The organism is Ensifer sp. GW821-FHT05G01 (genome assembly GCF_059419585.1).
Genome location: NZ_JBWKSC010000006.1, coordinates 222,938 through 247,854, shown reverse-complemented (window position 1 = coordinate 247,854; position 24,917 = coordinate 222,938). Strand labels below are relative to the sequence as shown.

Annotated in this window: 22 protein-coding genes; 11 read left to right on the top strand and 11 right to left on the bottom strand. The window is 62.5% G+C overall.

Annotated features, from left to right (window positions below):
* The 7 genes from AC07UR_RS16990 to AC07UR_RS16960 form a co-directional block, all read right to left on the bottom strand.
* Window positions 1–1,290: a DUF6638 family protein gene (locus AC07UR_RS16990; protein ID WP_209790983.1), complete on the bottom strand. Its 1,290-nt coding sequence runs from the start codon at window positions 1,288–1,290 to the stop codon at window positions 1–3.
* A gap of 132 nt (window positions 1,291–1,422) precedes the next feature.
* Window positions 1,423–1,830: an endonuclease domain-containing protein gene (locus tag AC07UR_RS16985; RefSeq protein WP_209790984.1), complete on the bottom strand. Its 408-nt coding sequence runs from the start codon at window positions 1,828–1,830 to the stop codon at window positions 1,423–1,425.
* A gap of 115 nt (window positions 1,831–1,945) precedes the next feature.
* Entirely contained in the window at window positions 1,946–3,862 is a 1,917-nt protein-coding gene (locus AC07UR_RS16980; protein ID WP_209790985.1) for an AAA family ATPase, read from the bottom strand.
* 2 nt (window positions 3,863–3,864) lie between these two features.
* Window positions 3,865–5,013 (bottom strand): hypothetical protein, encoded by a 1,149-nt coding sequence (locus tag AC07UR_RS16975; protein WP_209790986.1) that lies wholly within the window; start codon window positions 5,011–5,013, stop codon window positions 3,865–3,867.
* 72 nt (window positions 5,014–5,085) lie between these two features.
* Window positions 5,086–6,174, bottom strand: a complete 1,089-nt coding sequence (locus AC07UR_RS16970; protein WP_173420850.1) for a coiled-coil domain-containing protein — start codon at window positions 6,172–6,174, stop codon at window positions 5,086–5,088.
* Window positions 6,175–6,339: 165 nt separating this feature from the next.
* Complete coding sequence (locus tag AC07UR_RS16965; RefSeq protein ID WP_209790987.1) at window positions 6,340–6,738, bottom strand: c-type cytochrome; 399 nt, start codon at window positions 6,736–6,738, stop codon at window positions 6,340–6,342.
* Between the two features lie 145 nt (window positions 6,739–6,883).
* A complete protein-coding gene (locus tag AC07UR_RS16960) occupies window positions 6,884–7,477 on the bottom strand; it encodes a thymidine kinase (RefSeq protein WP_209790988.1) in 594 nt (197 codons plus the stop codon).
* Between the two features lie 269 nt (window positions 7,478–7,746).
* Here AC07UR_RS16960 and AC07UR_RS16955 point away from each other — a divergent pair, with 269 nt between their 5' ends.
* From AC07UR_RS16955 to AC07UR_RS16930, 6 genes are all read left to right on the top strand, one after another.
* A complete protein-coding gene (locus AC07UR_RS16955) occupies window positions 7,747–8,703 on the top strand; it encodes a choline ABC transporter substrate-binding protein (RefSeq protein WP_209790989.1) in 957 nt (318 codons plus the stop codon).
* 82 nt (window positions 8,704–8,785) lie between these two features.
* Window positions 8,786–9,631: a choline ABC transporter permease subunit gene (gene choW, locus AC07UR_RS16950; RefSeq protein ID WP_173420854.1), complete on the top strand. Its 846-nt coding sequence runs from the start codon at window positions 8,786–8,788 to the stop codon at window positions 9,629–9,631.
* Window positions 9,628–10,677 carry a choline ABC transporter ATP-binding protein gene (gene choV, locus AC07UR_RS16945; protein ID WP_173420855.1) on the top strand — a complete coding sequence of 350 codons (1,050 nt, stop codon included), beginning with the start codon at window positions 9,628–9,630 and terminating at the stop codon, window positions 10,675–10,677. The genes choW and choV overlap by 4 nt, the downstream gene beginning before the upstream one ends.
* Window positions 10,678–10,765: 88 nt before the next feature.
* A complete protein-coding gene (locus AC07UR_RS16940) occupies window positions 10,766–11,509 on the top strand; it encodes a HugZ family pyridoxamine 5'-phosphate oxidase (RefSeq protein WP_173420856.1) in 744 nt (247 codons plus the stop codon).
* 119 nt (window positions 11,510–11,628) lie between these two features.
* On the top strand, window positions 11,629–11,973 hold the full coding sequence (locus AC07UR_RS16935) for an ArsR/SmtB family transcription factor (protein WP_173420857.1): 345 nt from the start codon (window positions 11,629–11,631) through the stop codon (window positions 11,971–11,973).
* Between the two features lie 239 nt (window positions 11,974–12,212).
* Window positions 12,213–13,259, top strand: a complete 1,047-nt coding sequence (locus tag AC07UR_RS16930; RefSeq protein ID WP_209790990.1) for a Gfo/Idh/MocA family protein — start codon at window positions 12,213–12,215, stop codon at window positions 13,257–13,259.
* On the opposite strand, the gene AC07UR_RS16925 is transcribed toward AC07UR_RS16930, so the two are convergent.
* Both AC07UR_RS16925 and AC07UR_RS16920 read right to left on the bottom strand, forming a co-directional pair.
* A complete protein-coding gene (locus tag AC07UR_RS16925) occupies window positions 13,254–14,390 on the bottom strand; it encodes a Gfo/Idh/MocA family protein (RefSeq protein WP_209790991.1) in 1,137 nt (378 codons plus the stop codon). The two genes, AC07UR_RS16930 and AC07UR_RS16925, sit on opposite strands and share 6 nt — an antisense overlap.
* Before the next feature lie 12 nt (window positions 14,391–14,402).
* The gene (locus AC07UR_RS16920) at window positions 14,403–16,661 is read right to left on the bottom strand and encodes a glycoside hydrolase family 9 protein (protein WP_327795861.1); all 2,259 of its coding nucleotides are present in this window, start codon (window positions 16,659–16,661) and stop codon (window positions 14,403–14,405) included.
* Window positions 16,662–17,008: 347 nt separating this feature from the next.
* On the opposite strand from AC07UR_RS16920, the gene aptA reads away from it, so the two are divergent.
* Complete coding sequence (gene aptA / locus AC07UR_RS16915) at window positions 17,009–18,337, top strand: omega-aminotransferase AptA (protein ID WP_173420860.1); 1,329 nt, start codon at window positions 17,009–17,011, stop codon at window positions 18,335–18,337.
* Between the two features lie 87 nt (window positions 18,338–18,424).
* The gene (gene ade / locus AC07UR_RS16910) at window positions 18,425–20,122 is read left to right on the top strand and encodes an adenine deaminase (protein WP_209790992.1); all 1,698 of its coding nucleotides are present in this window, start codon (window positions 18,425–18,427) and stop codon (window positions 20,120–20,122) included.
* Between the two features lie 15 nt (window positions 20,123–20,137).
* Here the strand turns inward: ade and aac(6') are convergent, their stop codons facing one another.
* The gene (gene aac(6') / locus AC07UR_RS16905; protein WP_209790993.1) at window positions 20,138–20,602 is read right to left on the bottom strand and encodes an aminoglycoside 6'-N-acetyltransferase; all 465 of its coding nucleotides are present in this window, start codon (window positions 20,600–20,602) and stop codon (window positions 20,138–20,140) included.
* Complete coding sequence (bglA, locus tag AC07UR_RS16900; protein WP_209790994.1) at window positions 20,602–22,239, bottom strand: beta-galactosidase BglA; 1,638 nt, start codon at window positions 22,237–22,239, stop codon at window positions 20,602–20,604. Before bglA ends, aac(6') begins: the two co-directional genes overlap by 1 nt.
* Before the next feature lie 179 nt (window positions 22,240–22,418).
* On the opposite strand from bglA, the gene AC07UR_RS16895 reads away from it, so the two are divergent.
* The 3 genes from AC07UR_RS16895 to AC07UR_RS16885 all read left to right on the top strand — a co-directional run bounded on the left by AC07UR_RS16895 (window position 22,419) and on the right by AC07UR_RS16885 (window position 24,915).
* On the top strand, window positions 22,419–23,333 hold the full coding sequence (locus AC07UR_RS16895; RefSeq protein ID WP_209790995.1) for a sugar kinase: 915 nt from the start codon (window positions 22,419–22,421) through the stop codon (window positions 23,331–23,333).
* A 127-nt stretch (window positions 23,334–23,460) separates the two neighbouring features.
* A complete protein-coding gene (locus AC07UR_RS16890; RefSeq protein ID WP_173420865.1) occupies window positions 23,461–24,006 on the top strand; it encodes a YbhB/YbcL family Raf kinase inhibitor-like protein in 546 nt (181 codons plus the stop codon).
* Between the two features lie 105 nt (window positions 24,007–24,111).
* The gene (locus AC07UR_RS16885; RefSeq protein WP_209790996.1) at window positions 24,112–24,915 is read left to right on the top strand and encodes a helix-turn-helix transcriptional regulator; all 804 of its coding nucleotides are present in this window, start codon (window positions 24,112–24,114) and stop codon (window positions 24,913–24,915) included.
* The last annotated feature ends 2 nt before the right edge of the window (window positions 24,916–24,917 follow it).

The window sequence follows — 24,917 nt, the reverse complement described above, 5'->3', positions numbered from 1 at the left end:
CTATTCCTCTCTGAGGCCGTAAAGCTTGCGGCGGAAGGCCGCCTTGTCTTTGAGATATGTCCCGGTCAGTGTCGCCACAACATATTCCCTGAACTTTTCGCTGTAACGCTCGTAGGCGTCATAAAACCCCTGCTTGTCGAAGACGAAGCGGGAGACGAAATCGCGAGGAACGAGCTGGGCGATCAGGCGATTGACCAGCCACTGATCGGGATGGCTGGGCGATGCCCTCACCAGCATGAAGCGGTTGGCCGGAGCGACATCCTGCATCCGGATGCCGCCGGTCGTTTGCACGGTGCGCAGCATTTCCTGCAGGAAAGGATAGGCGCCGTCCCGGGCAACGAGTGCGGCATTGCGGTGCATCCAGGTCTGCAGCCAGATCCGGTCGGCGCCGGCCAGATCCGCCGTCGGGTCGGCGTCGTTGATGAGCCCGCGCACCACCATGTCGGCCCGATGCTGGTAGAGCCCTGATTCCTCGACCCAGGACGCCTGCGGCAGTTGCAGCCGCTTGGTCGAGGCGAGGAAATCGTAAATGCGGGCGTGATCGTCGATGGCGATGTAGCTCACCTGCCAGGGCCGCGATCGGCGAAAGCCGGGAACCGATGGGTCGCAGATGACAGTGGTCGTCTTGTCGTCGAGGAAGACATAGACGCCGCCGAAATGATTGGCCCAGAAGGCGTCGTGGCGGAAAACCAGTTGATCGGGCACCAGCGCATTCTGGCGGATATCGCCCGTCACCTTCGCCAGCTCGACCATGCGGTTGAGCATCTCGTCGTCCGTCCAGGCGGTGGGCACCTTCTTCAGGCGGTCGACCAGACCGCGCAGTTCTGCCGCCTTGCCCAGCATGTCCTCAGCTGAGAGCACCCGGAAGCGAACCTCATTGATCGACAAGAGGTCGTCGATATCGTCGACGATCGAAACCGAATCCTCGATCTCGCCGTAGAGCGCATCCTTGATCGTCACCGCGTTGATGGCGCGACTGTTGGCGTTGAAGAACTCGTGCATCAACGCCGCCGTGTTGGAAAAGCTCGTATGCACCACCGGCAGCTCCGCCTGATCCGGCGTCATGATGATAAAGCGGCGGTTCACCCGGTTCGGGTCGAGATAGTCGCGGTCACCGAGCTCGTCGGCAATCTCCGGCGAAAATCCGGTCATGTCGATGCTGAAGCGCTCCAAGGCTGTGGGACGCAGGCCAAAGCCCTGCAGCGCCTTGTTGTAGCGCGCAATCAGATGCGGCTCGGAAATATCGAGCAGCCGTCCATAGATGAGCTCGGCTTCGAGCAGACGTTTCATGCCCGCACCTCTCGTGCGGCATCGCCGCAACGCTGCGCACAGCCATCGATTTTGAGTGGGCCAGACAGGCGTCCGCGTCCCCTCTCCCCGCTCGCGGGGAGAGGGTTAGGGTGAGGGGCAAATCGCCATCGCTCAATCATGGCTTTCGCCCGCGGGAATGAACGTCAAATCCAATGTCCTCACTGCACCCGTCAACCGCTTCTCCAACACTGCAACAATCGTATCCAGAACCGCGTCGCGCTCCTTGAATATTTGCGTATTCCAGAAGCGAGCGACACTCCATCCGTTGGCGACCATGTACATATCGCGAATTGAATCGCCACTGCTATTCGCGTGCTGACTGCCATCCACTTCGACAACGAGATGGTGATCCCGACAGGCAAAATCAGCAAAGTAGCGGCCGATCGGATATTGCCGCACGAACTTGTAGCCGTTCAGGCGCCGACCTCTGAGTTCTGCCCACAATACTGCTTCGGCTTCGTTGTCCGCACGTCTCAGAAGACGGGCACGTTTGGTGGCTTTGTCGTTTGCTCCTCTCATGCCCGCCCCTCACCCTAGCCCTCTCCCCGCACGCGGGGAGAGGGGACCACGTCGCACGCCGTGGTCAACCACGGTGCGAAAAGCAGGCCAAGGCCGTCATCTCTTGCCTCAGCCATCACCCCTGCCACCGGCCGTCGCGCTTCATCGCCTCGATCTCGCGGATCGCCTTTTCGCGCTGGCGCTCGCGGCGGATGATGTCGGTGACGGCGGCATCGTCGGACTTGTCGGTGTAGCGGAATTCGCTGTCGGCGTAGCGGTTGATTTCCTGCAGCACCATGTCGATGGAGATCGGGCCGCGCAGCGCCTCGATCATCGCTTTCTTCTCGTCATAGCCCTTGTGCATGAACGAGCCGGCGTCCCTGAACCATTCGTCGGGCAATTCGACATCCATCGCCCTGAGCTTGATCGCATCGGTAATGTTCTTGATCGCCCGGCCGGTGAAGCGCGGTTCCGCTTCCTTGATCATGTGCAGATAGGCGCCGACGTCGGCAAGCGTGGCGAGCGCCCCCTTCTCCTTCTGGTATCGCTCCCAGACGGAAACGAGGCCCTCTTCCTGCGGTCGCGAATGCGCCTCGTAGGATTGCGACACGGCGCGTTTGATCTCCTGTCCTTCGAACAGCGCGTGTTCGCCAAGCGGGATCTTGTGGTTCTTGCCGACCAGCAGCGCGAAGATGTCGATGTAGTCGTCTTCCGTCTGCGGCCCATCGACCAGCCAGCGGGCGCCGGCGCGCTGCCTCAGCGCATCGTCGACATTCTCAGGGTAGTTGGAGAACATGCCGAAGGTGCAGTTGCCGCGCACCACCGTCGAGGCGCCGGCAAAGCTCTCCATCAGCACCGCCGTCACCTCATGCTGGCCGGCCGATGCCCGGTCGTCGGAGCGCTTGGCCGCCACCTGGTCGACGTCGTCGATGGTGCCGAAGCCGATGGCGCGCGGGTTGATGACGTTGTTGACGAATTCCTTGCAGTTCTGGCCTGATTTGCCTTGATAGGACGAGATCTGGTCGACGCCGAAGTTTTCGTAATGGAAGGCGTAGCCGGCAATCTCGCAATATTCGTTGAGCATGCCGGCGAGCATCTGGATCAGGATCGTCTTGCCGGTGCCGGGCATGCCGTCACCGATGAAGGTGAAGAGGAAACCGCCGAGCTCGACGAACGGGTTCATCTGCCGGTCGAAGTCATAGGCCATCAGCATCTTGGCGAGCTTCAGCGCCTGATACTTGGCGATGTGGTTGCCGATGATTTCTTCCGGCCTCTTGAAGGTCATCACCAGCGGCTTGCGCTTCTGGCCGGGCGCGACGTCGAAACCGTTGAGCGTGAAATCGTCCTGGTCGAGGCGGATATGCACGGTCTCGAAACTCTGTAACCCGGTGAAGCGGCCCTTGCGCGCAATCAGCCCTTCGATGGCGACGCGTGAAAACGCGCGCGCCCGCGCCGTCAGCGCCAGATCGTCGGCCGCCCCTGCAATGCTGCGGTCGAGTGCGGCGATCATCGCCTTCAAGGCGTCCTGCGGCGTGTCGAACAGGAAGTCCGGCTCGACCGCATCATCGACCGGCTCGCCTTCTCCCGAGAGGGTCGCGCCGAGATAGGCGGCAAGGGTGAAGGCCGAGATATAGGCAGAGGCGTTCAGCAGCGCCTTGAACTGGTTGGCGTCCTCTCCGGCAAGCGGCGCGGTCAAGTTGCGGGCCTGCAACTGCTCGAGGCTCGTCTGGCGCGAGAAGACGTCGGCAACGGCGAGCGCGACCTGGATGCCGCGGCGGGCGCGGTAGAGAACTGCGTGCTGTGCCGGCGACAGCATCGGGTCGCCCTGGCGCACCGCCTGGACCGTGCGCCCAAGCTCGACCTCGCGGGTGCGGCGTTGGCCACCGGTCGATACCGTCGAGACGAACCGCCGTCCGGTGCCGGCGAGCGGCGCGCCGGCCGGGCCCTCGTCGCGCTCAAGGATCACCAGTTTGGTCACCAACCCTTGCGCGACTGCCAGGTGCCTGGCGATCTCGTCTTCGTGCAGCGTCGTCAGCCCGGCATTGAGTGTCATGCTTAAACCTCGCTCACGACCTGGTTACCGGAGATGACATGCACCTTGTAGTCGCCGAAGACCTGCTCCGCTTCGCCCGCGGCATAAAGAGCCTGGTAGGCATCGTGCGGCACCAGCGCGTGCTTTTCGTAGGACGAGACGCCCATGCGCGTCGCCTCCAGATTGTCGGTGTTGATGTGGAACTCTTCCTGCGCCGGCGTCGTCGACCAGAAGCCGCGCTTGGCGGCGCGCTCGGCCTTGGAAAACACCTCCTGCACGGTCCAGGTCAAGAGCCAGGCATTTTCCGGCTTGCGCACCTTGGACAGGATCTCGTTGATCTTGGCATTGTTCTCGGTGATCCCGGCCGAATAGAACGGGCCAAGCACGATGCGCCGCAACTGCTTGGGGTGCAGCTCGGGAAAATCCTTGTCCATGTTGGTGGCGATCGTCACCGGCGTCAGCGAATAGGTGCTGTTCTTCGAGGCGAAATCATCGAAGCGGCTGGCAAGCTCCGGATTGAGCAGGCCGCCGACCGGCAGCGGGATCTCGACCTGCGGATTGAGCTTGCCGTCTTCGGTCACCAGCATCTCGACGATCTTCTCGGAGGAATCCTCGATCGTCGCCATGTACACCATCGGCAGGGTCTGGGTGCCGTCGAAGGCGCCCCAGCTCACCACGTAATAGGGCCGCATCGTCTTCGGGTTGACGGCGACGCGGATCGTTTCCGGCAGGATGAAGGGTGAAAAGATCTCGCCCTTGCCGATCTGCTCGAGATAGAGGCGCTCCGCCATGCGCGCTTGCAGCGCCTCGGGAAACGCCTTCTGCCGCAGGATGAAATCGGCCATCTCCTCGCGCAGCGCATCAGCCGACGGAATGTCCGCAAGCCGCTTGGCCGCCGTCTGGCGGTCGTTTTCGAGTTCGAGCACGTTCTGGAAGACCGGAAAGCCGCTCTCGGCCCGGGAAATCCTGAACTGGTCGACGAAGCCGATGCGGTTTTCCCAGCAGGCGATCGAAGCTTTCAGCCGGGCCAGATATGGAACGATCACCTCGCCGACCACGGTGTTGCGATAGAGCGGCGAATTGCGGTCGCCAAGAAACAGCTCTAGCCCGGCCAGCGCCGAATGGATCGAGGCAAAATACTGCGCAACGGCGGGAGATGCGGCAATTTTCATGCCGTTCCCCCTGGCGTGTAGCGCAAGGCAAAGTCGAACCGTTTCATGCGCATGCCCATGTGCTCGCGCCGATCACTGCTTCACGTAGTTGGCAGTGTTGTGCTTGTCCATGACCGCCTGGAAGCGCCGGGCAAAGGCGTCGTCGGCCAGCTTCTTGCGGCGCTGGATGTCCTGCGTCGACAGCATGTTCTTCTCATGCATTTCCAGGAGGTCGCCGATATGGCGCTGGGCGGCAGCACCGATGCCGGCCATCGTCTCTTCAGCGGCCGTGTCGACCTGGCTTCCGAGCGTGTTGATCTTGTGGGCGACATCCTGCTGTGCCGCGGTCTTCAACGAATCTTCCAGCGCCTTGTAGAGCACGATGCGTTGCTCGGTATCGATCGTCAGCTTGTTGATGAGGGTGTTCTGAGCCGCGATCTGGTTGTTGAGCGAATCGACGAAAGTCTGGAACATCGAGGTGTAGCGCTCAAGCGTCTGGCTTTCGGCCAGAAGCTCCTGCTCCTTGGCCTGCTTCTCGTTGTATTCCGTCGCCAGTGCCGAGCGTTCGCCTTCAAGCTCGGTGCGCACCTTCTGTTCGGTCGATGCGGCAATGCGGTTTTCGATGTCGAGCAGCAGCGGGTTCAATTCCTCGATGCGCTTCTGCACCGTTTCCAGATTGGCCATGGTGCCCTTGCGGCGCTCGATCACCTGGATCAGGCTCTGCTCGGAGGTCTTGTAACGCTGGTCGAGGATCGACTTCTGGTCCTTGAGGATGCCGACGATGGTGTCGGACTTCGACAGCAACTCCTGCAGGTTGCCGGCAAGCGACATGTTGCGCACCCGGTCGGTGCGCAAACGCTGCATCTTCTGCTTGGAGAAGATACCGATGAACTTCTCGTAGCCGGTATAGTTCTTCATGCTCTCGAACTCGGTACCGAAGATGTTCGTCGCATCTTCCAGCCCGATGATCAGGTCAGCGATGTTGGCCTCCATCACCTTCTGCTGGTTGATCACGTCCTGAATGCGGGCGTTCTCGATATCGAAATTGACGTCGCCGAGCTTGGTCTCCGACTTGGCAAATTGCTCCAGCACGACGCCTGATTGTTCGAGCTTGCCGCGCATCTGCTCGACAACGCTTTTCGTCTTCTCGATTTCCGCGTCAAAATTCTGAAGCGAAGCCATATCATCCCCCTGGATCGATCGAGGCAACAAATGCCATACGGGCCAAATTATTCAGCCTTCGATTGCAGTTATATAAAGGGTGTTTATCGAAAGAGAACAAGTCTAGCCGGCCGGCTTTTTTGGTCAACCGTCCCGCCGAAGTGCTTGAGATATCGAAGGCATTGCCTACCTGGCGGCCGCCGGATCCCTGAGATAGGCAATGACGTCGGCAATATCCTGAGGCTTCTTAAGGCCAACAAAGCTCATCTTTGTGCCGCCCACCATCGCCTTCGGGCTGAGCAGATACTCGCTCAGCGTCGCCTCGTCCCAGACATGCCCCTGTGAACCGAAAGCTTTCATAGCTTCCGAATAGCTGTAGTCGGCGACAGACGCGGCCGGACGGCCGATGACGCCCATAAGGCTCGGACCAACACGATTGTTGGGTTCGGTAGCCGTGTGGCAGGCCCCGCATTTGCGGAAAACGGCAGCCCCCGCCTTGGCGTCGCCGCCGGCATGGCCGGGCGTCGCCCCGAGACAGAGGCAGATGAAAAGAGACGGAAGCAGACGCAGCATTGCGAACCTCATCGAGGAGAAACCGGATCAGCATGACACCCCGACTGCGCAGCTTTCAAGGCGCCATGCAGCCGCACCGCAGCCAAGTGCGCCCAAGGAATGCCGCAACACTCCAAACGCCGGACATGAGGCCGTGAAACGAATCCGGTTTCAGGCGTCAGGCGGGGTCGCAACGCATCTTGTCTTCCCAGTGGCGCCGGCAATAGGAGACATATTTCTCGTTGCCGCCGACCTCGACCTGTGCGCCCTCGCGAACGACGTTGCCGTGCCCATCGAGACGGACGACCATCGTCGCCTTGCGGCCGCAGTCGCAGATCGTGCGCACTTCGCGCAGTTCGTCGGCAATGGCCAGAAGCGCCATCGAGCCCGGAAAGAGTTTGCCCTGGAAATCGGTGCGCAACCCGTAGGCCATGACGGGGATACCGATCCGGTCGGCGACCCGCGCCAGCTGCCAGACCTGCTCTTCGTCCAGGAACTGTGCTTCATCGACGAAGACGCAGGCAATCTTGCCCATGCCGTCGGTGTTGAGCTTTTCAATCAACGCGTAGAGATCGTCGCCGCCATGGAAGGGGATGGCGTCCGCATCGAGACCGATGCGCGACGAGATGCGTCCGGTGCCCGCCCGGTCGTCGAATGCCGCGATCAGCATGACGACGCGCATGCCGCGTTCCTGATAGTTGTAGGATGCCTGCAGCAGCAACGTGCTCTTGCCCGCATTCATCGTGGCATAGCTGAAATAGAGTTTGGCCATATCCTACCGTTTCCGGAATCGTCTCGCCGGTACATGACGAGGCTTGGCCCCGAAGGCCAGAGCCTGTTTGCGCGACCCACAGTTTTTCGCCCGACTTGACCATTTCGTGGGCATTGCGACATTCTGCGTCGCAGCGTGCATCCCGTCCGCGTATTGACGCAATACACTTCCTTCGACATCAAAGCGCTTGAATTCGCTATCCAATGGTGTTTGGCTAAAACCCCAATGTGTTTGGCTAAAACAATAATAGAGGCAGGGGAACGACAACGATGAACAAAGCACTCTCTCTCAAATTCATGCTCGCTGGCGCCGTTTCGGTGGCTGCCCTTGTTGCTGGAAACGCCGCGGCGGCCGAGCCTGAAAACTGTGGCACCGTCCGTTTCTCCGACGTTGGATGGACGGATATCACAGCCACCACCGCCACGGTTTCCGCCGTGCTCAAGGGCCTCGGCTATCAGACGGATATCAAGGTTCTCTCGGTTCCGGTCACCTACACCTCGCTGAAGAACAAGGACATCGACGTCTTCCTCGGCAACTGGATGCCGACCCAGGAAAACGACGTTCGCCCCTATCTCGACGACAAGTCGGTCGAATCCTTCGGCCCGAACCTCGAAGGCGCGAAATACACGCTGGCGACCAACGCCAAGGGTGCCGAACTCGGCATCAAGGACTTCAAGGATATCGCCGCCCAGAAAGACGCGCTCGAAGGCAAGATCTATGGCATCGAGCCGGGCAATGACGGCAACCGCCTGATCATCGACATGGTCGACAAGGACACCTTCGGCCTCAAGGGCTTCGAAGTGGTCGAATCCTCCGAACAGGGCATGCTGGCGCAGGTCGCCCGCTCCGAAAAGGACGGTGCGCCGATCGTGTTCCTCGGCTGGGAGCCGCATCCGATGAACGCCAATTTCAAGCTTACCTACCTCTCCGGCGGTGACGATATCTTCGGCCCGAATTTCGGCGGCGCCACCATCTTCACCAACGTTCGTGCCGGCTACACCACCGAATGCCCCAATGTCGGCAAGCTGCTCACGAACCTCAAGTTCTCGCTGCAGATGGAAAACGAGATCATGGGCAAGATCCTGAACGACGGCAAGGAACCGGACGCCGCCGCCACGGAATGGCTGAAGGCCAACCCGACGGCGATCGAACCGTGGCTCGCCGGCGTGACCACCAAGGATGGCGGCGAAGGCCTCCCGGCGGCCAAGACCGCGCTCGGGCTCTGAGCGACGACAAGGCGGGGGAAGACCCCGCCTTTTTTCACCGCATCGCGCGATATTGTTGATCTGACGAGACGGATTCACCCCTGTGGAATTTCTGACCGAATACCGCATTCCCATCGGCGGCTGGGCCAAGGCGTTCGTCGACTGGCTGACGACGAACTTCGAGCTGTTCTTCGACCAACTTGCCCGCTTCCTGTCCGGCGTCGTCGGCATTCTGCTCTATATCCTGCAGACGCCGCATCCGCTGATCGTGGTGGCAGTCATCACCGGGCTTGCCTGGTGGTTCCGCCGTTCGCTCGGCATCACGCTGTTCACCGGCCTCGGATTGCTGCTGATCATCAACCAGGGCTACTGGAAGGAAACGACCGAGACACTGGCTCTGGTGCTGGCTGCCAGCGTCGTCAGCATGGCCGTCGGCGTTCCGCTCGGCATTGCCGCTGCGCGCCGCGCCTGGGTCTATTCCGTCATGCGCCCGATCCTCGACTTGATGCAGACGATCCCCACCTTCGTCTATCTGATCCCCGCGCTCATTCTCTTCGGCCTCGGCATGGTGCCGGGCCTGATCGCAACGGTGATCTTCGCCATTCCAGCCCCCATCCGCCTCACCCGCCTCGGCATCATCTCCACGCCGCCGTCGCTGGTGGAAGCGGCACAGGCCTTCGGCGCAACACCGGGCCAGGTGCTGCGCAAGGTCGAGCTACCCTTCGCAATGCCACAGATCATGGCGGGCCTGACCCAGACGATCATGCTCTCGCTGTCGATGGTGGTCATCGCGGCGCTGGTCGGCGCCAACGGGCTCGGCGTTCCCGTGCTGCGGGCGCTGAACTCGGTGAACGTCGCCAAGGGTTTCGAGGCCGGCCTCTGCATCGTCATCCTGGCTATCATCCTCGACCGCCTGTTCCGCTCGTCCGACGAAGGAGAGGGTGCATGACCGACGCCGTCGTTTTCAAGAATGTCGACATCATCTTCGGCAACAATCCGCAGACCGCGCTGCAGATGGTCGACCAGGGCAAGACCCGCGACGAGATCGGCGCGGCCACCGGCCTGGTGCTGGGCGTCGCCGGTGCAACGCTGTCGATCAACGAGGGCGAGATCCTGGTCTTGATGGGCCTCTCCGGCTCCGGCAAGTCGACGCTGCTTCGCGCCGTCAACGGCCTGGCACCCGTCGTGCGCGGCGAGGTCGAGGTCAAGACCGCCAATGGACCGCTCAATCCCTATCGAACCACGCCCAAGTCGCTGCGCGATTTCCGCATGCACACCGTGTCGATGGTGTTCCAGCAGTTCGCGCTGTTGCCCTGGCGCACCGTTGCCGACAATGTCGGCTTCGGTCTTGAGCTTGCCGGCATGCCCGACGCCGAACGCAAGGCCCGCGTCGGCGAGCAGCTCGAACTCGTCAACCTGACGAAGTGGGCAGGCCGCAAGGTCAACGAGCTTTCGGGCGGCATGCAGCAGCGCGTCGGCCTGGCCCGCGCCTTTGCGACCGGCGCGCCGATCCTGTTGATGGACGAACCGTTCTCGGCGCTCGACCCATTGATCCGAACCCGGCTGCAGGACGAACTGCTCGAATTCCAACGTCGCCTGAAGAAGACCATCGTCTTCGTCAGTCATGACCTCGACGAGGCGTTCCGCATCGGCAACCGCATCGCCATCATGGAAGGCGGCCGCATCATCCAGTGCGGTACGCCGCAAGACATCGTCAGAAACCCGGCGAACCAATATGTCGCCGATTTCGTTCAGCACATGAACCCGATCACCATGCTGACGGCCAAGGACGTGATGCAGACCGGCGTCCAACGCGGAGCAACGGTTGCCGGCGTGACGGCAACCGCCAAGCCGACGACACCGCTCGTCGATATCCTCGACGCCATGTCCCGCCAGCCGGGCAGCGTCGGCGTCGTCGACAATGGCTCCGTGGTCGGCACGATCAACGCGCAAAACATCGTTGAAGGCCTGACGCGACACCGCAACAAAAGTTGACGAAAGCGCACAAGAAGCCAATAAAAGCCCGGACCCTGTTCCGGGCTTTTTCGTCTGGAACCGGACCGAAGCTCAGGAAGGAAGACGAATGACCGACAAGCCGAACGTATTGCGCGAAACCGATGACGAGGCGCGCAAGCTGGCGCATACGCTCTTGCGCGGTGCGCGCAGCGGTTCGCTTGCGGCAATCGAACCGGAGAGCGGCGGCTTCCCGTTCGTCAGTCGCGTCCTCGTCGGCATGGATGTCGACGGTGTGCCGCTGATCCTGATTTCCAAATTGTCGACCCACACAAAGGCTCTGCTTGCCGACACGCGCGCCTCGCTGCTGACGGGAGAACCGGGCAAAGGCGATCCCCTCGCCCATCCAAGGCTCACAGTGCAGTGCGAGGCCGAAGCGGTTGAACGCGATTCGGACGCTCACGCCCGCATCCGCGAGCGGTTCGTCCGTCGTCACCCGAAATCGAAGCTCTATGTCGACTTCCCCGATTTCGGTTTCTTCCGTCTAAATCCGTTACGCGCGAGCCTTAACGGTGGTTTCGGGCGCGCCTACGTGCTGACGGCGGAGGATCTGGTGATCGAATCACCGGCCACCGCATCACTCGCAGCGATGGAAGCCGGTGCCATCGAGCATATGAACGCCGATCACGCCGAAGCGGTCAAGTTTTACGCTGAAAAGCTCTGTAACGCCCCGGAAGGCGACTGGAAGGTCGTCGGCATCGACGCCGCCGGCCTGGATCTGGCCTATGGCGACCAATTGAAGCGGCTCGAGTTTCCTGCGCCAATGCGGGACAGCTCGGAGTTACGGCCACTTTTGCGCGAACTTTACGGTTAATCGCTCGCCAGATACCCCCATTTCTTGCAGTAGGTAGTTGCCCTTTTATGCATCACGACTAATTATCGTCCTTCGTCAACCATAACTACGTGTGATGTAATTTTCGCATGGAGCACGCAATGCAGCCACTTTCGCCTGAAAAACATGATGAAGCCGAGATAGCAGCCGGCTTCCTCTCGGCCATGGCAAACCCTAAGCGCCTTCTCATCCTCGATTCCCTTGTCAAGGAAGAGATGGCAGTCGGCGCATTGGCCAATAAGGTGGGCTTGAGCCAGTCCGCTCTTTCCCAGCACCTGTCCAAACTGCGAGCCCAGAATCTGGTCAGCACTCGCCGTGACGCTCAGACGATCTATTATTCCAGCTCGTCCGACGCCGTCATGAGGATTTTGGGTACGCTCTCCGATATCTACGGCGTCGACGCAAATGCCGTGGAAGAAAAGACCTTGGTCCGCCGCTCGGCCTGACCTTGTCAGTCCGCAACAGGGATCATGCCCTGAAGTAGCCCCACACGAGCAATCGCGCGGGGCTTATTCTTTTCTGGAAGGTCGGCAGACGGGGCAGGGCCATTGCCCGGCCGAAGCGCCCCGCTGCCCAAGCAACCTCCGTTCTGAAGGTTGCTTGGGGCTTGCCGCCGTTGTTTACGCGGCCTTGAGGTTTCCGGGTCAGGATGCGCCCCGAGCGAAACAGCCGGGACATCGGGTTTATGAAGGACAAGGTCCGTTGGGGCATCGCCGGTACCGGCGTGATCGCAAACAGCTTTGCGTCCGACATCCAGTTTACCGGCAACGCCGTGCTGGCCGCTGTCTATTCCCGAAGCCAGGAGAAGGCCGATGCCTTCGCCGAACGCTTCGGCGGCATTACCCCCCATTCCAGCATCGATGCCTTTGCCGCCGATCCTGAAATCGACGCGGTCTATGTTGCCTCGCCGAACGCCGTGCATCTGGAACACGCCATCGTCTTTCTTTCGGCGGATAAGGCCGTCCTGGTCGAAAAGCCGCTGACGACCTCGTTCGACGACGCGCGTTCGCTATCGGCACTGGCCGCAGCCAAGAGCCTCTTTGCCATGGAGGGTCTGTGGACCTGCTTCCTGCCGGCGATCACCAAGGCACGCGCACTGCTCGATGGTGAGGCGCTGGGGCGCATTCGGCATGTGACGGCGGAGCTCGCCTATGAAAAGCCGTTCGACCCCACAGACCGCTTTTTCGACGCCAGGCTCGGCGGTGGGTCGCTGCTCGACCTCGGCATCTATCCGCTTTCGCTGTGTCTGAACCTGTTCGGGCGCCCGCATACGATCGACGGCCGCTGGCTAAGCGCGCCGACGGGCGTCGACCTCTCGGCGGAAATGCGCCTCGCCTATACCGGCTTCAACGCACATCTTTCCTGCGGCTTCGACCGCGACGGAGACAACCGCTTCGTCATTGATGGAGACCGCGGAACGCTCGTCATCGACGCTCCGTTTCTGAAGGCCAGTCGGCTGTTTCTCGCCAGCAACGGCCTGGTGCGCAAGGCCATCGCACCCAGAGGACGGGGCCTATGGGCGAAGACGCTGACGCGGGTTGCCAGACGCGTCTCCCTGCCCGGTCTTCAGCGTTTCGACCTGCCGTTCCCGGGCAACGGGTTGCAATTCGAGATCGAGGCAGCAAGTGCTGCAATCCTGGAAGGCTGGCACGAACACATCCTGATGCCGACGTCGCGCAGCGTCCAGGCGATCGAAATCATCGAAACGATCCGCGCTTTGCCTCCGTCATAGATCGCGTGGGCGGTAGGCCTGGCGGCCGTTGTTGAGCGCAAGCACGATTTCGGTCAGGTGACGTGCCGTGGCTCCGGAAAAGAACGGCGCCTCCCCACGCGTGATCGCCTCGGCCTGGGCTGCAATGCCGCCGACAAAATCGATCTTCGAGGGATAGGCGGGCAAGGCTGCAGTCCTGGCCTTGGCGGGATAGCGCACCCTGTTGCCGGCATAGAGCCGGACAGGCAGCTTGCGACCGACCTTCCATTCGACCCAGTCGAGGATGCGGTGTTGCAGCGAGCGCTTCGCGCCGAACGCCTCGAGATGAATGGGCGAGCGGTTGTCCCAGAGATCGCGCACGACGATGGTGCCCTTGTCACCGATGATGGTCAGCGATCGGTCGCGCGGGGCCGCAAGCCCGCAGGTCACCCGCGCCGTCACGCCCGAGTGGAAGGAAAGGCAGCCGACCGAGAAATCCGGACCGAGCAGCAACCGTTCCGTACCCGGCCCCTTGTCCGGAAAGGTCAGGGCCGAAACGGCGCTGACCTCGGCAACCGGGCCGAAGAGCGAAACGAGCCAGCTTGCGGCGTACCCGGCATGCTCGAGTGTGCAGCCGACTTCGAACTCATGCACGCCCGGCCAGCGCGCGCCGGAACGGCTGCGCCATTCCCGCCAGTTTGCCTTGAACACCGGGCCATCTTCCATTTCCGCGTAGACGAGGCGCGGCGTGCCGATGGCACCAGCCGCCAGCAGCGAGGCACAGAGCGCGTGCGCCTCGCTGAGCGCATTGGCCGGCGCGCCGCCTAGCACCAGGGCCCTTTCGCGCGCCAGTTCCACCAGCTCGCTCGCCTCATCGACGTCCATGGCCAGCGGCTTTTCGCAATAGACATGCTTGCAGGCGAGAAGTGATGCCCGATTTACGGTGTAGTGACTTTCTGGCGTCGTCAGGTTGACGACGATCGTGACCGCCGGATCAGCCAGCGCCTCTTCCAGCGTCGCGTAGCGGCTGACCTTCCAATAGTCGGCAAACTCCGTCAGGCGCGCTTCATCGCGGTCCCAAACGCCGACGAGCCGCAACTGCGGATGGTTGGCAAGCGTCGTCATGTAATAGTCGGCAACGAAGCCGGTTCCGACAAAGGCTATCCCGGTCATCGCTGCAGCCTCCTAGCGTGCGTCGGCAAGGAACGACGCGACATAGACGAGCGGCGCATTCCAGTTGATGGTGATCTCATTGGATCCGTAGGCCTCGATATCATCGACATAGCATGTCTGGGGGGCGCAGCCCTTCAGGCGTTCTTTGGCGATCGCATCGACAGGCGTCGAATTCGGTCCGCCGGCAAGTGATCCGACCGGCGGGTTAGGCAGGGCCGGGTCCAGCTGATGCGCGTACCAGCGGCTATGCTGGTTCTGCGGCGAGCGAGCGCCGTAGCCCGTGATGTAGGACATCGCCATGGCATTCCGGCCAAGAAGATAGTCCATGCTTTCCCGCGCGGCATTGAGGAAAGTCTTCTCGCCCGAAAGGTCGAAGGCCGCCGACAGGACGATGATGTTCTGCAAAATCAGCTGGTTCGATCCCCAGTCGTACTGGTGATTTCCAGGGCGATAGATCTGCCCGAACGGCTCGGCTGCCTGCAGCGGCAGGAAGGATCTGGCCGCCGTCAGAACCGTGCGTCGCGCCATGTCGAGATCGGCCTTGGGCAAGGCTTCACCGTAGAGCGCCAGCTGCAGCCGGGCGAAGCCGGCAACATTGCGCCAGTGGAAGGCGCCGCTCGACGGCAGCACATCGCCCGACCAGTGCGGTGATGCGCGCAGGACGTCGAGATACTTCGCGTCTCCGGTCGTCAGGAAAAGCTCGGTCGCAGCCCAATAGAGTTCGTCGGAAACATCGTCGTCGTCATAGTCGCCGCCACCCGAATTCCCGTCCGATTTCGGCGCGAGCAGGACCGGATTGGCATTGGCCGCCACCCATGCCTTGCGGGCGGCCGAAAGCAGCTTTGCCGCAAATGTCGGATTGTCCTTGGCAAACAGCCGCGAGGCCTGTGCGGCAACAGCTGCCACGTCGAAGGTCGCAGCCGTCGAGGGTCGGTGCAGCGCCCGCGGCTTCGGATCCTCGCTCGGCAGCATCGGCGGCGACGTCCACTCGGTGTCATGGATCTTGTGATGAACCATCCCGGCAAGCGGTTCGCCATCCGGCACCATCATCGAAAGCAGGAACTGCAGCTCCCATCGCGCCTCGTCGAGCAGATCGGGAATGCCGTTGCCGTTTTCCGGAATGCGCGCAAGCTGATCGCGCAGGGCTGGCGATTTGGCCCCGCCGAAGGCGCTGGCGCGCTCGTAGGTCGCCAGCAGCTGAGCAGCGGAGATCGCGCCGTTGACCGCATACTTGCCGTGATCGCCGGCGTCGTACCAGCCACCGGAAACATCAAGACGATAGGTGCAGGACCAGTCGCCGTAGAGTGATGCGGCTTCGTCGCCACTGAGGCAGCCAACCGATTTGTCGCCCTCGTTCGGTGCGACACCCACATGGCCGGCGGGCCGCGCATAGGCCTTGCCGGCGATATCGCCGCGGATCTTGATGCCGCTGCGCTGCGGATAGAACCAGGAGAGCGCGTCGACGGTGAGACGGCCATAGAGATTGTCGGAGATCGAAAAGCGGTCGCTCGTCCAGTCGCCGGAGACCAGTCGATAGCCGTCACCGAGAACGGCATAGGCGGAAAAATCCGCCACATGCGTCCTGACGCCGCCGGACGGATCAAACCCGCTCGGCCGGGTCATCCCCTCGCCGACGACGACATCGCCGGCATCGACAAGTTGGAAGGATATGGCGCGGCGCGCGTCCGAGATCACGGTCGCCCGCTTCGGGCCATCGGTGAAATAGCCGAGCTGGTTGACCCGGATGGTCGGGCCCCTGTTCGCCCGGTTGGTGGCAGCGGGAGGTGCGGCAATCTCCACTAATGACACGTTGTCGATACAGAAGCGCGAGGGCTTGTCGGCTCCGCCGAGCGGGAAGACCAGTTGAGCCTCCTCCTCGTCCGACGCCATGAAGTCCGCCGAAAACGATGCGCGCTCCGACTCGCCGCCGACGCTGAACTCGCTCTGCACCGTCCAGGGCTCGGCCGCGCGCTGGATGCGGGCCGGCACGGCACGGACAGGATCGGCCGCGGCCGACAATGAAAGCCTGTAGTGTAGTCCCGGTTCAAGTTTCACGCCGTTGACGCCGATGAGCCTGTCCCAGGGACCGCCGCCCGCCGAAACGTCGGCGCAAAGCTCGCCCCCGCCCCGCGTCAGCGCCACACCCTCACCGGCCCAGAAGCCGTCCTGGCCATGCTCGAAACGGCCGTCGACGATCAGGTCGGCGCCTGCTGCCACGCCGGGCAGAAATAGGACGACCATGGCCGCCTGCGCGATCCCCAACCTCGACACCGTCTCGCACTCCGCTTCATTCGGCGCCGGATCGCACCGTCCGGACGACGGCCAAAAGCACGAGCCATGGATCCGGCGATACACGGCGCGGTAGCGTTGACGCAAACAGGTTAAACTTGAGAAAACGTCCGCGCCTGCAACGAAAAATCCCGCCCACCGCCGGAAATGAACAGGTGATTCTTTCGGCAAATCACACCCACCCACCAAACTGGTGCGAGCCCTGAACCCGTTCACGCGCCGGCTCTCCAGACTTGACCCGAACCTGCGCCCTGATAGTTTGACCAAAGGGTAAAAAAATCCGAACGGGCGCGACTGCCCGACACAGGACCATGCCGAGGAGAACTGGAATGTCGAACCGTCTGAATACCACGCCGAACGATCTGCGCGCCTTCTGGATGCCGTTTACCGCCAACCGGCAGTTCAAGAAGGAGCCGCGCCTGTTCGTCGGCGCCAAGGACATGCACTACACGACCCATGACGGTCGCACGGTGCTCGACGGTACCGCCGGTCTCTGGTGCGTGAATGCCGGCCATTGTCGCCCGAAGATCACCGAGGCGATCCGCGAACAGGCGGGTGAGCTCGACTATGCACCGGCCTTCCAGCTCGGCCACCCCAAGGCCTTCGAACTCGCCAACCGCCTGGTCGACATCGCACCTGAGGGCATGAACCACGTTCTCTACACCAATTCCGGGTCGGAATCGGTCGAGACCGCGCTGAAGGTGGCGCTCGCCTACCACCGCGCCAAGGGCGACGGCTCGCGCTCCCGCCTGATCGGCCGCGAGCGCGGCTATCACGGCGTCAATTTCGGCGGCATCTCGGTCGGCGGCATCGTCTCCAACCGCAAGATGTTCGGCACGCTCTTGACCGGCGTCGACCACATGCCGCACACCCACCTGCCAGCCCAGAACGCCTTTACCCGCGGCGAGCCCGAACATGGCGGTGATCTCGCGACCGAGCTCGAGCGCATCGTCACCCTGCACGACGCCTCGACGATCGCCGCAGTCATCGTCGAACCGGTGGCAGGCTCGACCGGCGTGCTGATCCCGCCGAAGGGCTATCTCCAGAAGCTGCGCGACATCTGCACCAAGCACGGCATCCTCTTGATCTTCGACGAAGTCATCACCGGCTTCGGTCGCCTCGGCACGCCTTTCGCCGCCCAGTATTTCGACGTGACGCCTGATATCATCACCACCGCCAAGGGCCTCACCAACGGCGTTATCCCGATGGGCGCGGTGTTCGTGACGTCGGAAATCCACGACGCCTTCATGAACGGCCCGGAACACCTGATCGAGTTTTTCCACGGCTACACCTATTCCGGCAACCCGATCGCCTCGGCCGCAGCCCTCGGCACCCTCGACACCTACAAGGAAGAGGGCCTTCTGACCCGCGCCGCAGAACTGGCCTCCTACTGGGAGGATGGCCTGCATTCCCTCAAGGACTGCCCGAATGTGATCGACATCCGCAATGTCGGCCTGATCGGCGCGATCGAGCTGCAGCCGATCGCCGGAGAACCGACCAAACGTGCCTTCAACGCCTTCCTGAAGGCCTATGAGAAGGGCCTCCTGATCCGCACCACCGGCGACATCATTGCGCTGTCGCCGCCGCTGATCATCTCCAAGGCGGAGATCGACGAGCTGTTCGACAAGCTTCGCGACGTGCTCGTCAACAATATCTGATAACGTCGCCACCGGCGAACAGGACCCTTTCCCCGGCAACGGGGAGAGGGTTAATCTTATCTACAGACCGAAATAAAGGGTGCAGAGATGTCGACAGCTTTGGAACGAATGATCGACCAGGGCGTCGGCCGCGAGCCGGCCGACATCGTGCTCAAGGGCGGGCGCTTCTTCGACCTGGTGACAGGCGATCTTGTCGCCTCCGACATCGCCATATCAGGTGGCCGCATCGTCGGCACCTATGGCGATTATCAAGGACGCGAGGAGATCGATATCTCCGGCCGCATCGTCGTACCCGGCTTCATCGACACGCACCTGCACATCGAATCCTCGCTCGTCACCCCGCATGAGTTCGATCGCTGCGTGCTGCCGCTCGGCATCACCACGGTCATCTGCGACCCGCACGAGATCGCCAACGTGCTCGGCACCGAGGGCATCCAGTTCTTTCTCGATTCCGCCCTCGAGACCATCATGGATATCCGCGTGCAGCTGTCGTCCTGCGTGCCGGCGACGCACCTGGAGACGTCAGGCGCCGACCTGCCGATCGAACGGCTCCTGCCCTTCCGCGATCATCCGAAGGTGATCGGCCTTGCCGAGTTCATGAACTTCCCCGGGGTCGTGCACAAGGATCCCGTTTGCCTTGCCAAGCTGGAGGCGTTCCAGGGCGGCCATATCGACGGCCACGCGCCGCTCTTGAGCGGCAAGGACCTCAACGGTTACCTGTCGACCGGCATCCGCACGGAGCACGAATGTACCACGGCGCAAGAGGCGATGGAGAAGATCCGAAAGGGCATGCACATTCTGGTGCGTGAGGGCTCGGTCTCCAAGGACCTGCACGCGCTGATGCCTATCATCACCGAACGACTTTCGCCCTACCTGGCGCTCTGCACCGACGACCGCAATCCGCTTGATATCGCCGAGCAGGGTCACCTCGACCACATGATCCGCACCGCCATATCAGCCGGCGTCGAGCCGTTGGCGATCTATCGCGCCGCCTCGATTTCGGCCGCACGCGCCTTCGGCCTTCGCGACCGTGGCCTTGTTGCGCCAGGCTGGCGCGCCGATCTCGTGGTGCTCGATAGCCTGGAAAGCTGCCGCGCGCAGATGGTGTTTTCCGGCGGCCGGCGCGTGAGCGACGCCCTGTTTGCCACCCGCAAGCCTGTCGCCCCGGTCGGGCTCGACAGCGTCAAGGCCGGCCATGTCAACGCCAGCGACTTCGGCGTGCCCTATTCCGACAATGACACGTCCGTCATCGGCGTTCTGCCGGGCAAGATCATCACCGAACACCGCCGCTACAAGCTGCCGGCAAACGGCAACGAGACCGGCGTCGATCTCGGCCGCGACATCATCAAGGTGGCGGTGATCGAGCGGCACGGCGTCAACGGCAATCATGCGAACGGCTTCGTGCAGGGCTTTGGCCTAAAGAAGGGCGCGATCGCGTCCACGGTCGGCCATGACAGCCACAACATCTGCGTCGTCGGCGTCAATGTCGAGGACATGGCGACCGCTGCCAATCGGCTTGGCGAGATCAAGGGCGGCTTCGTCGTCGTCGAGGATGGCAAGGTCACCGGCGAGATCGCATTGCCTGTCGCGGGCCTGATGAGCCTTGAGCCACACGAATCCGTGCGCGATACCCTGCATCACCTGCGCCAGGCCGCCATTGCGCTGGGCGCGACGCTGGAAGAGCCCTTCCTGCAGCTCGCCTTCCTGCCGCTGCCGGTGATCCCGCATCTGAAGATCTCGGACCGCGGGCTTGTCGACGTTGACAAGTTCATGCTGATCGGCTGAGCCGGATAGCGTCGCTCAGTTATCGGCGGAGGAGCCGGAAAGCTCCTTGCGGAAATAGACGACCCGTTCGGTTTCCTCGAAGCCGAGCGCCATGTGCAGGCCGTGGCTTTCAAGGTTGTCGATGTCAGTGTCCGACGCCAGCTCGCGGCAACCATGGCTGATCGCCCAACGTTCCGCGGCCGTGATCAGCGCCCGCGCCACCCCATGGCGACGATAGCGTGGAAGCACGTAGATGCCTTCGAGGAAGGCCACGGGCGACGTCTCGCAGCCGTTGACGTAATCGCTGCGCAGCGACACCTCGGCAAAGCCTGCGGCAACCCCTGCATCGTCCTCGCACAGAAACGCCGCCTGCCGTTCGGCCGCCGCAAGACAGCCGTCGATCTCCTCACGGTGCACCACGGCCGGCGTATCGGACCAGAGCGCCAGCCGCATCTCCAGCCAGCGTCCCACCATCTCGACGTCCATCAGCAACACACGCATCACAGTTTCCCGCAATAGGCGCTCAGGCCACCGAGCTTCAGCACGCCACCGACAACCTCAGCCAATTGGCCCGGCAGTGGAACGGTCTCGACGGACGTGTCGGAAACGAGGAACTCCTGCGGCTCCCGCGTCAGGTTGAAGACGAAGAGCAGTCGCTCACCGTCCTTTTCGCGGGTGAACGCCAGAAGATCGCGGTTGCTCTCAAGAAACGACATGTCGCCATCGTGCAACGCTGCATGCGACCGGCGGAAGCCAAGCATGGAACGATAATGATTGAGCACACTGTCGGCGCCAGACTGCTGCGTATCGACGGCCAGCCGCGCCTGTTCCACCGGCACCGGCAACCACGGCTTTCCATCGGAGAACCCGGCATTCGTGGCGGTTGCCTCCCACACCATCGGCGTGCGGCAACCATCCCTGCCCTTGAAGGATGGCCAGAAGCGGATGCCATAGGGATCGCGCAGATCCTCGAAGGCGACGTCCGCCTCGGGCAGGCCGAGCTCTTCGCCCTGATAGAGGCACACCGAGCCACGCAAGGTCGCGAGCAGCGTGATCGCCAGCCTGGCGACTACCTCCCGTTCCGCCTCGCTTTCGGCAAAGCGGCTGACATGGCGCATGACGTCGTGGTTGGAAAAGGCCCAGCAGACCCATCCGTCAGTGACCGCCTTCTGGAAATTGTCGACGCAACGGCGGATATGGCTTGCGGTGAAATCCGGGCCGAGCAGATCAAAGGTGTAGCACATGTGCAGCTTGTCGCCGCCGCTGGTATAGGCCGCCACAGTCTTCAGCGAGCGGGCGCCGTCTCCGACCTCTCCCACCGTCGTGCGCCCGCCATAACCATCGAGCAGAGCCCTGAAGCGCTGGAGGAAGGCGACGTTTTCCAGCTGGCTCTTGTCGTAGAGATGATCCTGCATGCCATAGGGGTTGACGTCGGGCGCGTCGTTGCTGGTGGCATCCGGATCCGGCACCAGCGGCGGATTGTCCCTCAGATGACGGTCGTGGAAATAGAAGTTCACCGTATCCAGCCGAAAGCCGTCGACACCACGGTCGAGCCAGAACCGCGCGGCATCGAGCACAGCATCCTGAACCTGCGGATTGTGAAAGTTGAGATCTGGCTGCGAGGCCAGGAAGTTGTGCATGTAATACTGCTTGCGCACCCCGTCCCATTCCCAGGCCGGCCCACCGAAGATCGAAAGCCAGTTGTTGGGCGCAGTACCATCCGGCTTCGGATCGGCCCAGACATACCAATCCGCCCTCGGGTTTTGGCGGCTGGAGCGGCTCTCGACGAACCAGGGGTGGCGGTCGGACGAATGCGAAATCACCTGGTCGATGATCACCTTGAGGTGGAGACGGTGCGCTTCCGCCAGCATGTCGTCGAAATCGGTAAGCGTGCCGAACATCGGGTCGACATCGCAATAATCAGAGACGTCATAGCCCATGTCCGCCTGCGGCGAGGTGAAGAATGGCGACAGCCAGATGGCGTCGACGCCGAGCGAGGCAATGTGGCCGAGCCGGCGGGTGACACCCTTCAGGTCGCCGATGCCATCGCCATCGGTATCCTGGAACGAGCGCGGATAGACTTGGTAGATCACCGCGCCGCGCCACCAATCGTCACTCGAACCCTGCTGAGACGCCATGCCCTGCCCCCGTGAAACCGATCTGTGCGCAAAGATGTAGCCTTGCGCGGCGCATGAGTAAACGCCGGACTGCAGCCATGCCATCGCTCAAATCGCCAATGCCGGAAAACATTCTCTTGCCGAGACCGGCCTTGAACCTTATCCCGTCAGCACGGGAAAAACGAAAGGGAGAGAAGACGTTGGCCGGAACGATGCTTTCGATCGGGGAGTGCATGGTCGAATTGATGCAGGCCGAGGGCGGTCTGTTGCGCAAGGGCTATGCCGGCGACACCTTCAATGCAGCCTACTATGCGCGCCTGTTCCTGCCGAGTGACTGGTCGGTCGCCTATTGCTCCGCCGTCGGCACCGACACCGTGTCCGACGAAATGCTCGCCTTCATGGCCGAGAAAGGCATCGATACCGGCCCCGTTCGCAAGATCGAAGGCCGCACGCCCGGCCTCTACATGATCCATCTGAAGGACGGCGAGCGTAGCTTCTCCTATTGGCGCTCGGCTTCTGCTGCACGGCTGCTTGCCGACGACCCGGACCATCTGCGCCGCGCCGTCGAGGGCGCCGACCTCATTCTCTTCTCCGGCATTACCCTTGCGATCCTTTCGCGCGACGCGGTGGAAACCCTGCTTGCCGAGCTGCGCCGCGCCAAGGCCGCGGGCAAGCGCGTCGTCTTCGACCCCAATATCCGCCCCCGCCTCTGGGACGATGCCGAGCGCATGCGCCGGACACTGACCGAAGGCGCCCGCGCCGCCAGCCTGCTGATGCCGAGCTTCGACGACGAGGTGACGCATTTCGGCGACAGCTCGATCACGGCGACGATCGCGCGCTACAAGGCGCTGGGTGTGGCGGATGTCGTCGTCAAGGACGGGGAAAAGGGCGTGACGCTCGCGTTCGAGGGGTCGGAAGAAAGCCACGTCCCGGCCACACCAGTCGCGCGCGTGGTCGACACCACCAGCGCCGGCGACAGCTTCAACGGCGCCTTCCTTTCCCGTCTTGTCACGGGCGGCTCGCCGAGCGAGGCTGCAGCCTTTGCGGCGCGCATCGCTGCCGGCGTCATCGGCCATCACGGCGCGCTCGTCGACAAGGCCAAGCTCGTCGGCTGACAGCCCGCATCGGCGTTGCCATCACCGCACATATTGATCGCTTCGGCGCCAAGTTTGATCCGTTTGGCGCCGAACGGATCCCTGTTTGCGCTAACTTTCCCGCATCCACATGAAGGAGATGCAGGGAATGAACCGTTTTCGTAATTTGGTGCTTGCGACCTCGATGCTCGCCGCCCACGCCACCCAGGCGGCCGATTTCACCGTGACCAGCCCAGACTTTGCCGAGGGCAAGGTGCAGCAGGCGCAATTTGCCGCTGGCATGGGTTGCACCGGCAAGGATCTGTCGCCGGCAATCTCCTGGGCCAATGCGCCTGAGGGGACCAAGAGCTTCGTCGTCACCCTCTATGACAAGGATGCGCCGACCGGCTCGGGCTGGTGGCATTGGGTGGCAATCGACATCCCGGCCGACGTCACCGCACTCGATGGCGGCGCCGGCAGCGAGACCACAAAAATGCCGGCCGGAGCGGTGACGATCGCCAACGACGCCGGCGTCGCCGGCTTTGGCGGCGCCTGCCCGCCCGTAGGCGAGGTCCATGACTACACCATCACCGTCAAGGCGCTGAGTGTCGCGAAACTGCCGGTGCCACCGGGAGCATCGGCCGCTCTGGTCGGCTTCGTCAGCAATATGAACACGCTCGCCTCAGCGACGATATCCGCCAAGGGAAGCCGTTAAACTAGCCCATCCGCAAGCCGAGATCGAACGCCGCTCGGCTTGCCCGCAGCGGCGTTTCCGCGCTACCACCGCTCTCCGGGCCGCTCGCCGAGGGAATGAAGCCGCGTGAACCACAAGATCTCCGTTCGCCCTGGCGCTGGCGCCGCGGCCCAAATCGTTCAGTATAACCGGCTGCGCTATTCAAACATCCTGATCGAGCAGCCGGTCATCATCGTCGTCAAGCGCGGCACGAAGGTCCTGCGCCAGGGCGATTTCGAATGTGTGATTGCGCCCGGCGAAGCTGTGGCCCTTCAGCAGGGCCAGGTGTTCGATGTGGTCAACGCTGCCGAGAAGGACGCCGCCTATCTCGCACGATGGGTCGCCTTCGATCCGGAGATCGTCGCCGCCTTCCGTCCAACGAAGGATATCGGCACGCCGATCGATAAGGCGCATCTCCTCACCGGCCTGCAACCTGCTTTTGTCGACGCCTTCGACGCGGCGGCCAAATCGGTTGCCGAGGCCGATGACGTTCCCCTGCCCGTCGCCCGACACCGGATCGGCGAGCTGCTCATCTGGCTGAATGTCATGGGTTGCTTCTTCCGTCCCGTCGCCACGACAAGCTTTGCCCAAAAGGCTCGTCAGAACCTCATGGGCGATCCGGGCACGCCATGGACGGGCAGCGGCCTTGGCAAGCGGCTCGGCGTCAGCGAGGCGACCTTGCGCCGCAAGCTTTCCGCCGAGGGTTGGTCGTTTCAACAGCTGTTGACCGACGTGCGCATGTCCGCAGCCATGCAGATGCTGCAGTCATCCGATGTGCCCGTGCTGCACATCGCCCAGCAGGTCGGGTACGAATCGCAATCGCGCTTCGCCGCCCGCTTCCGCCAACGCTTTGGCTTTCCGCCGAGCGCAATCCGCGGCCACAGGCGCTGACG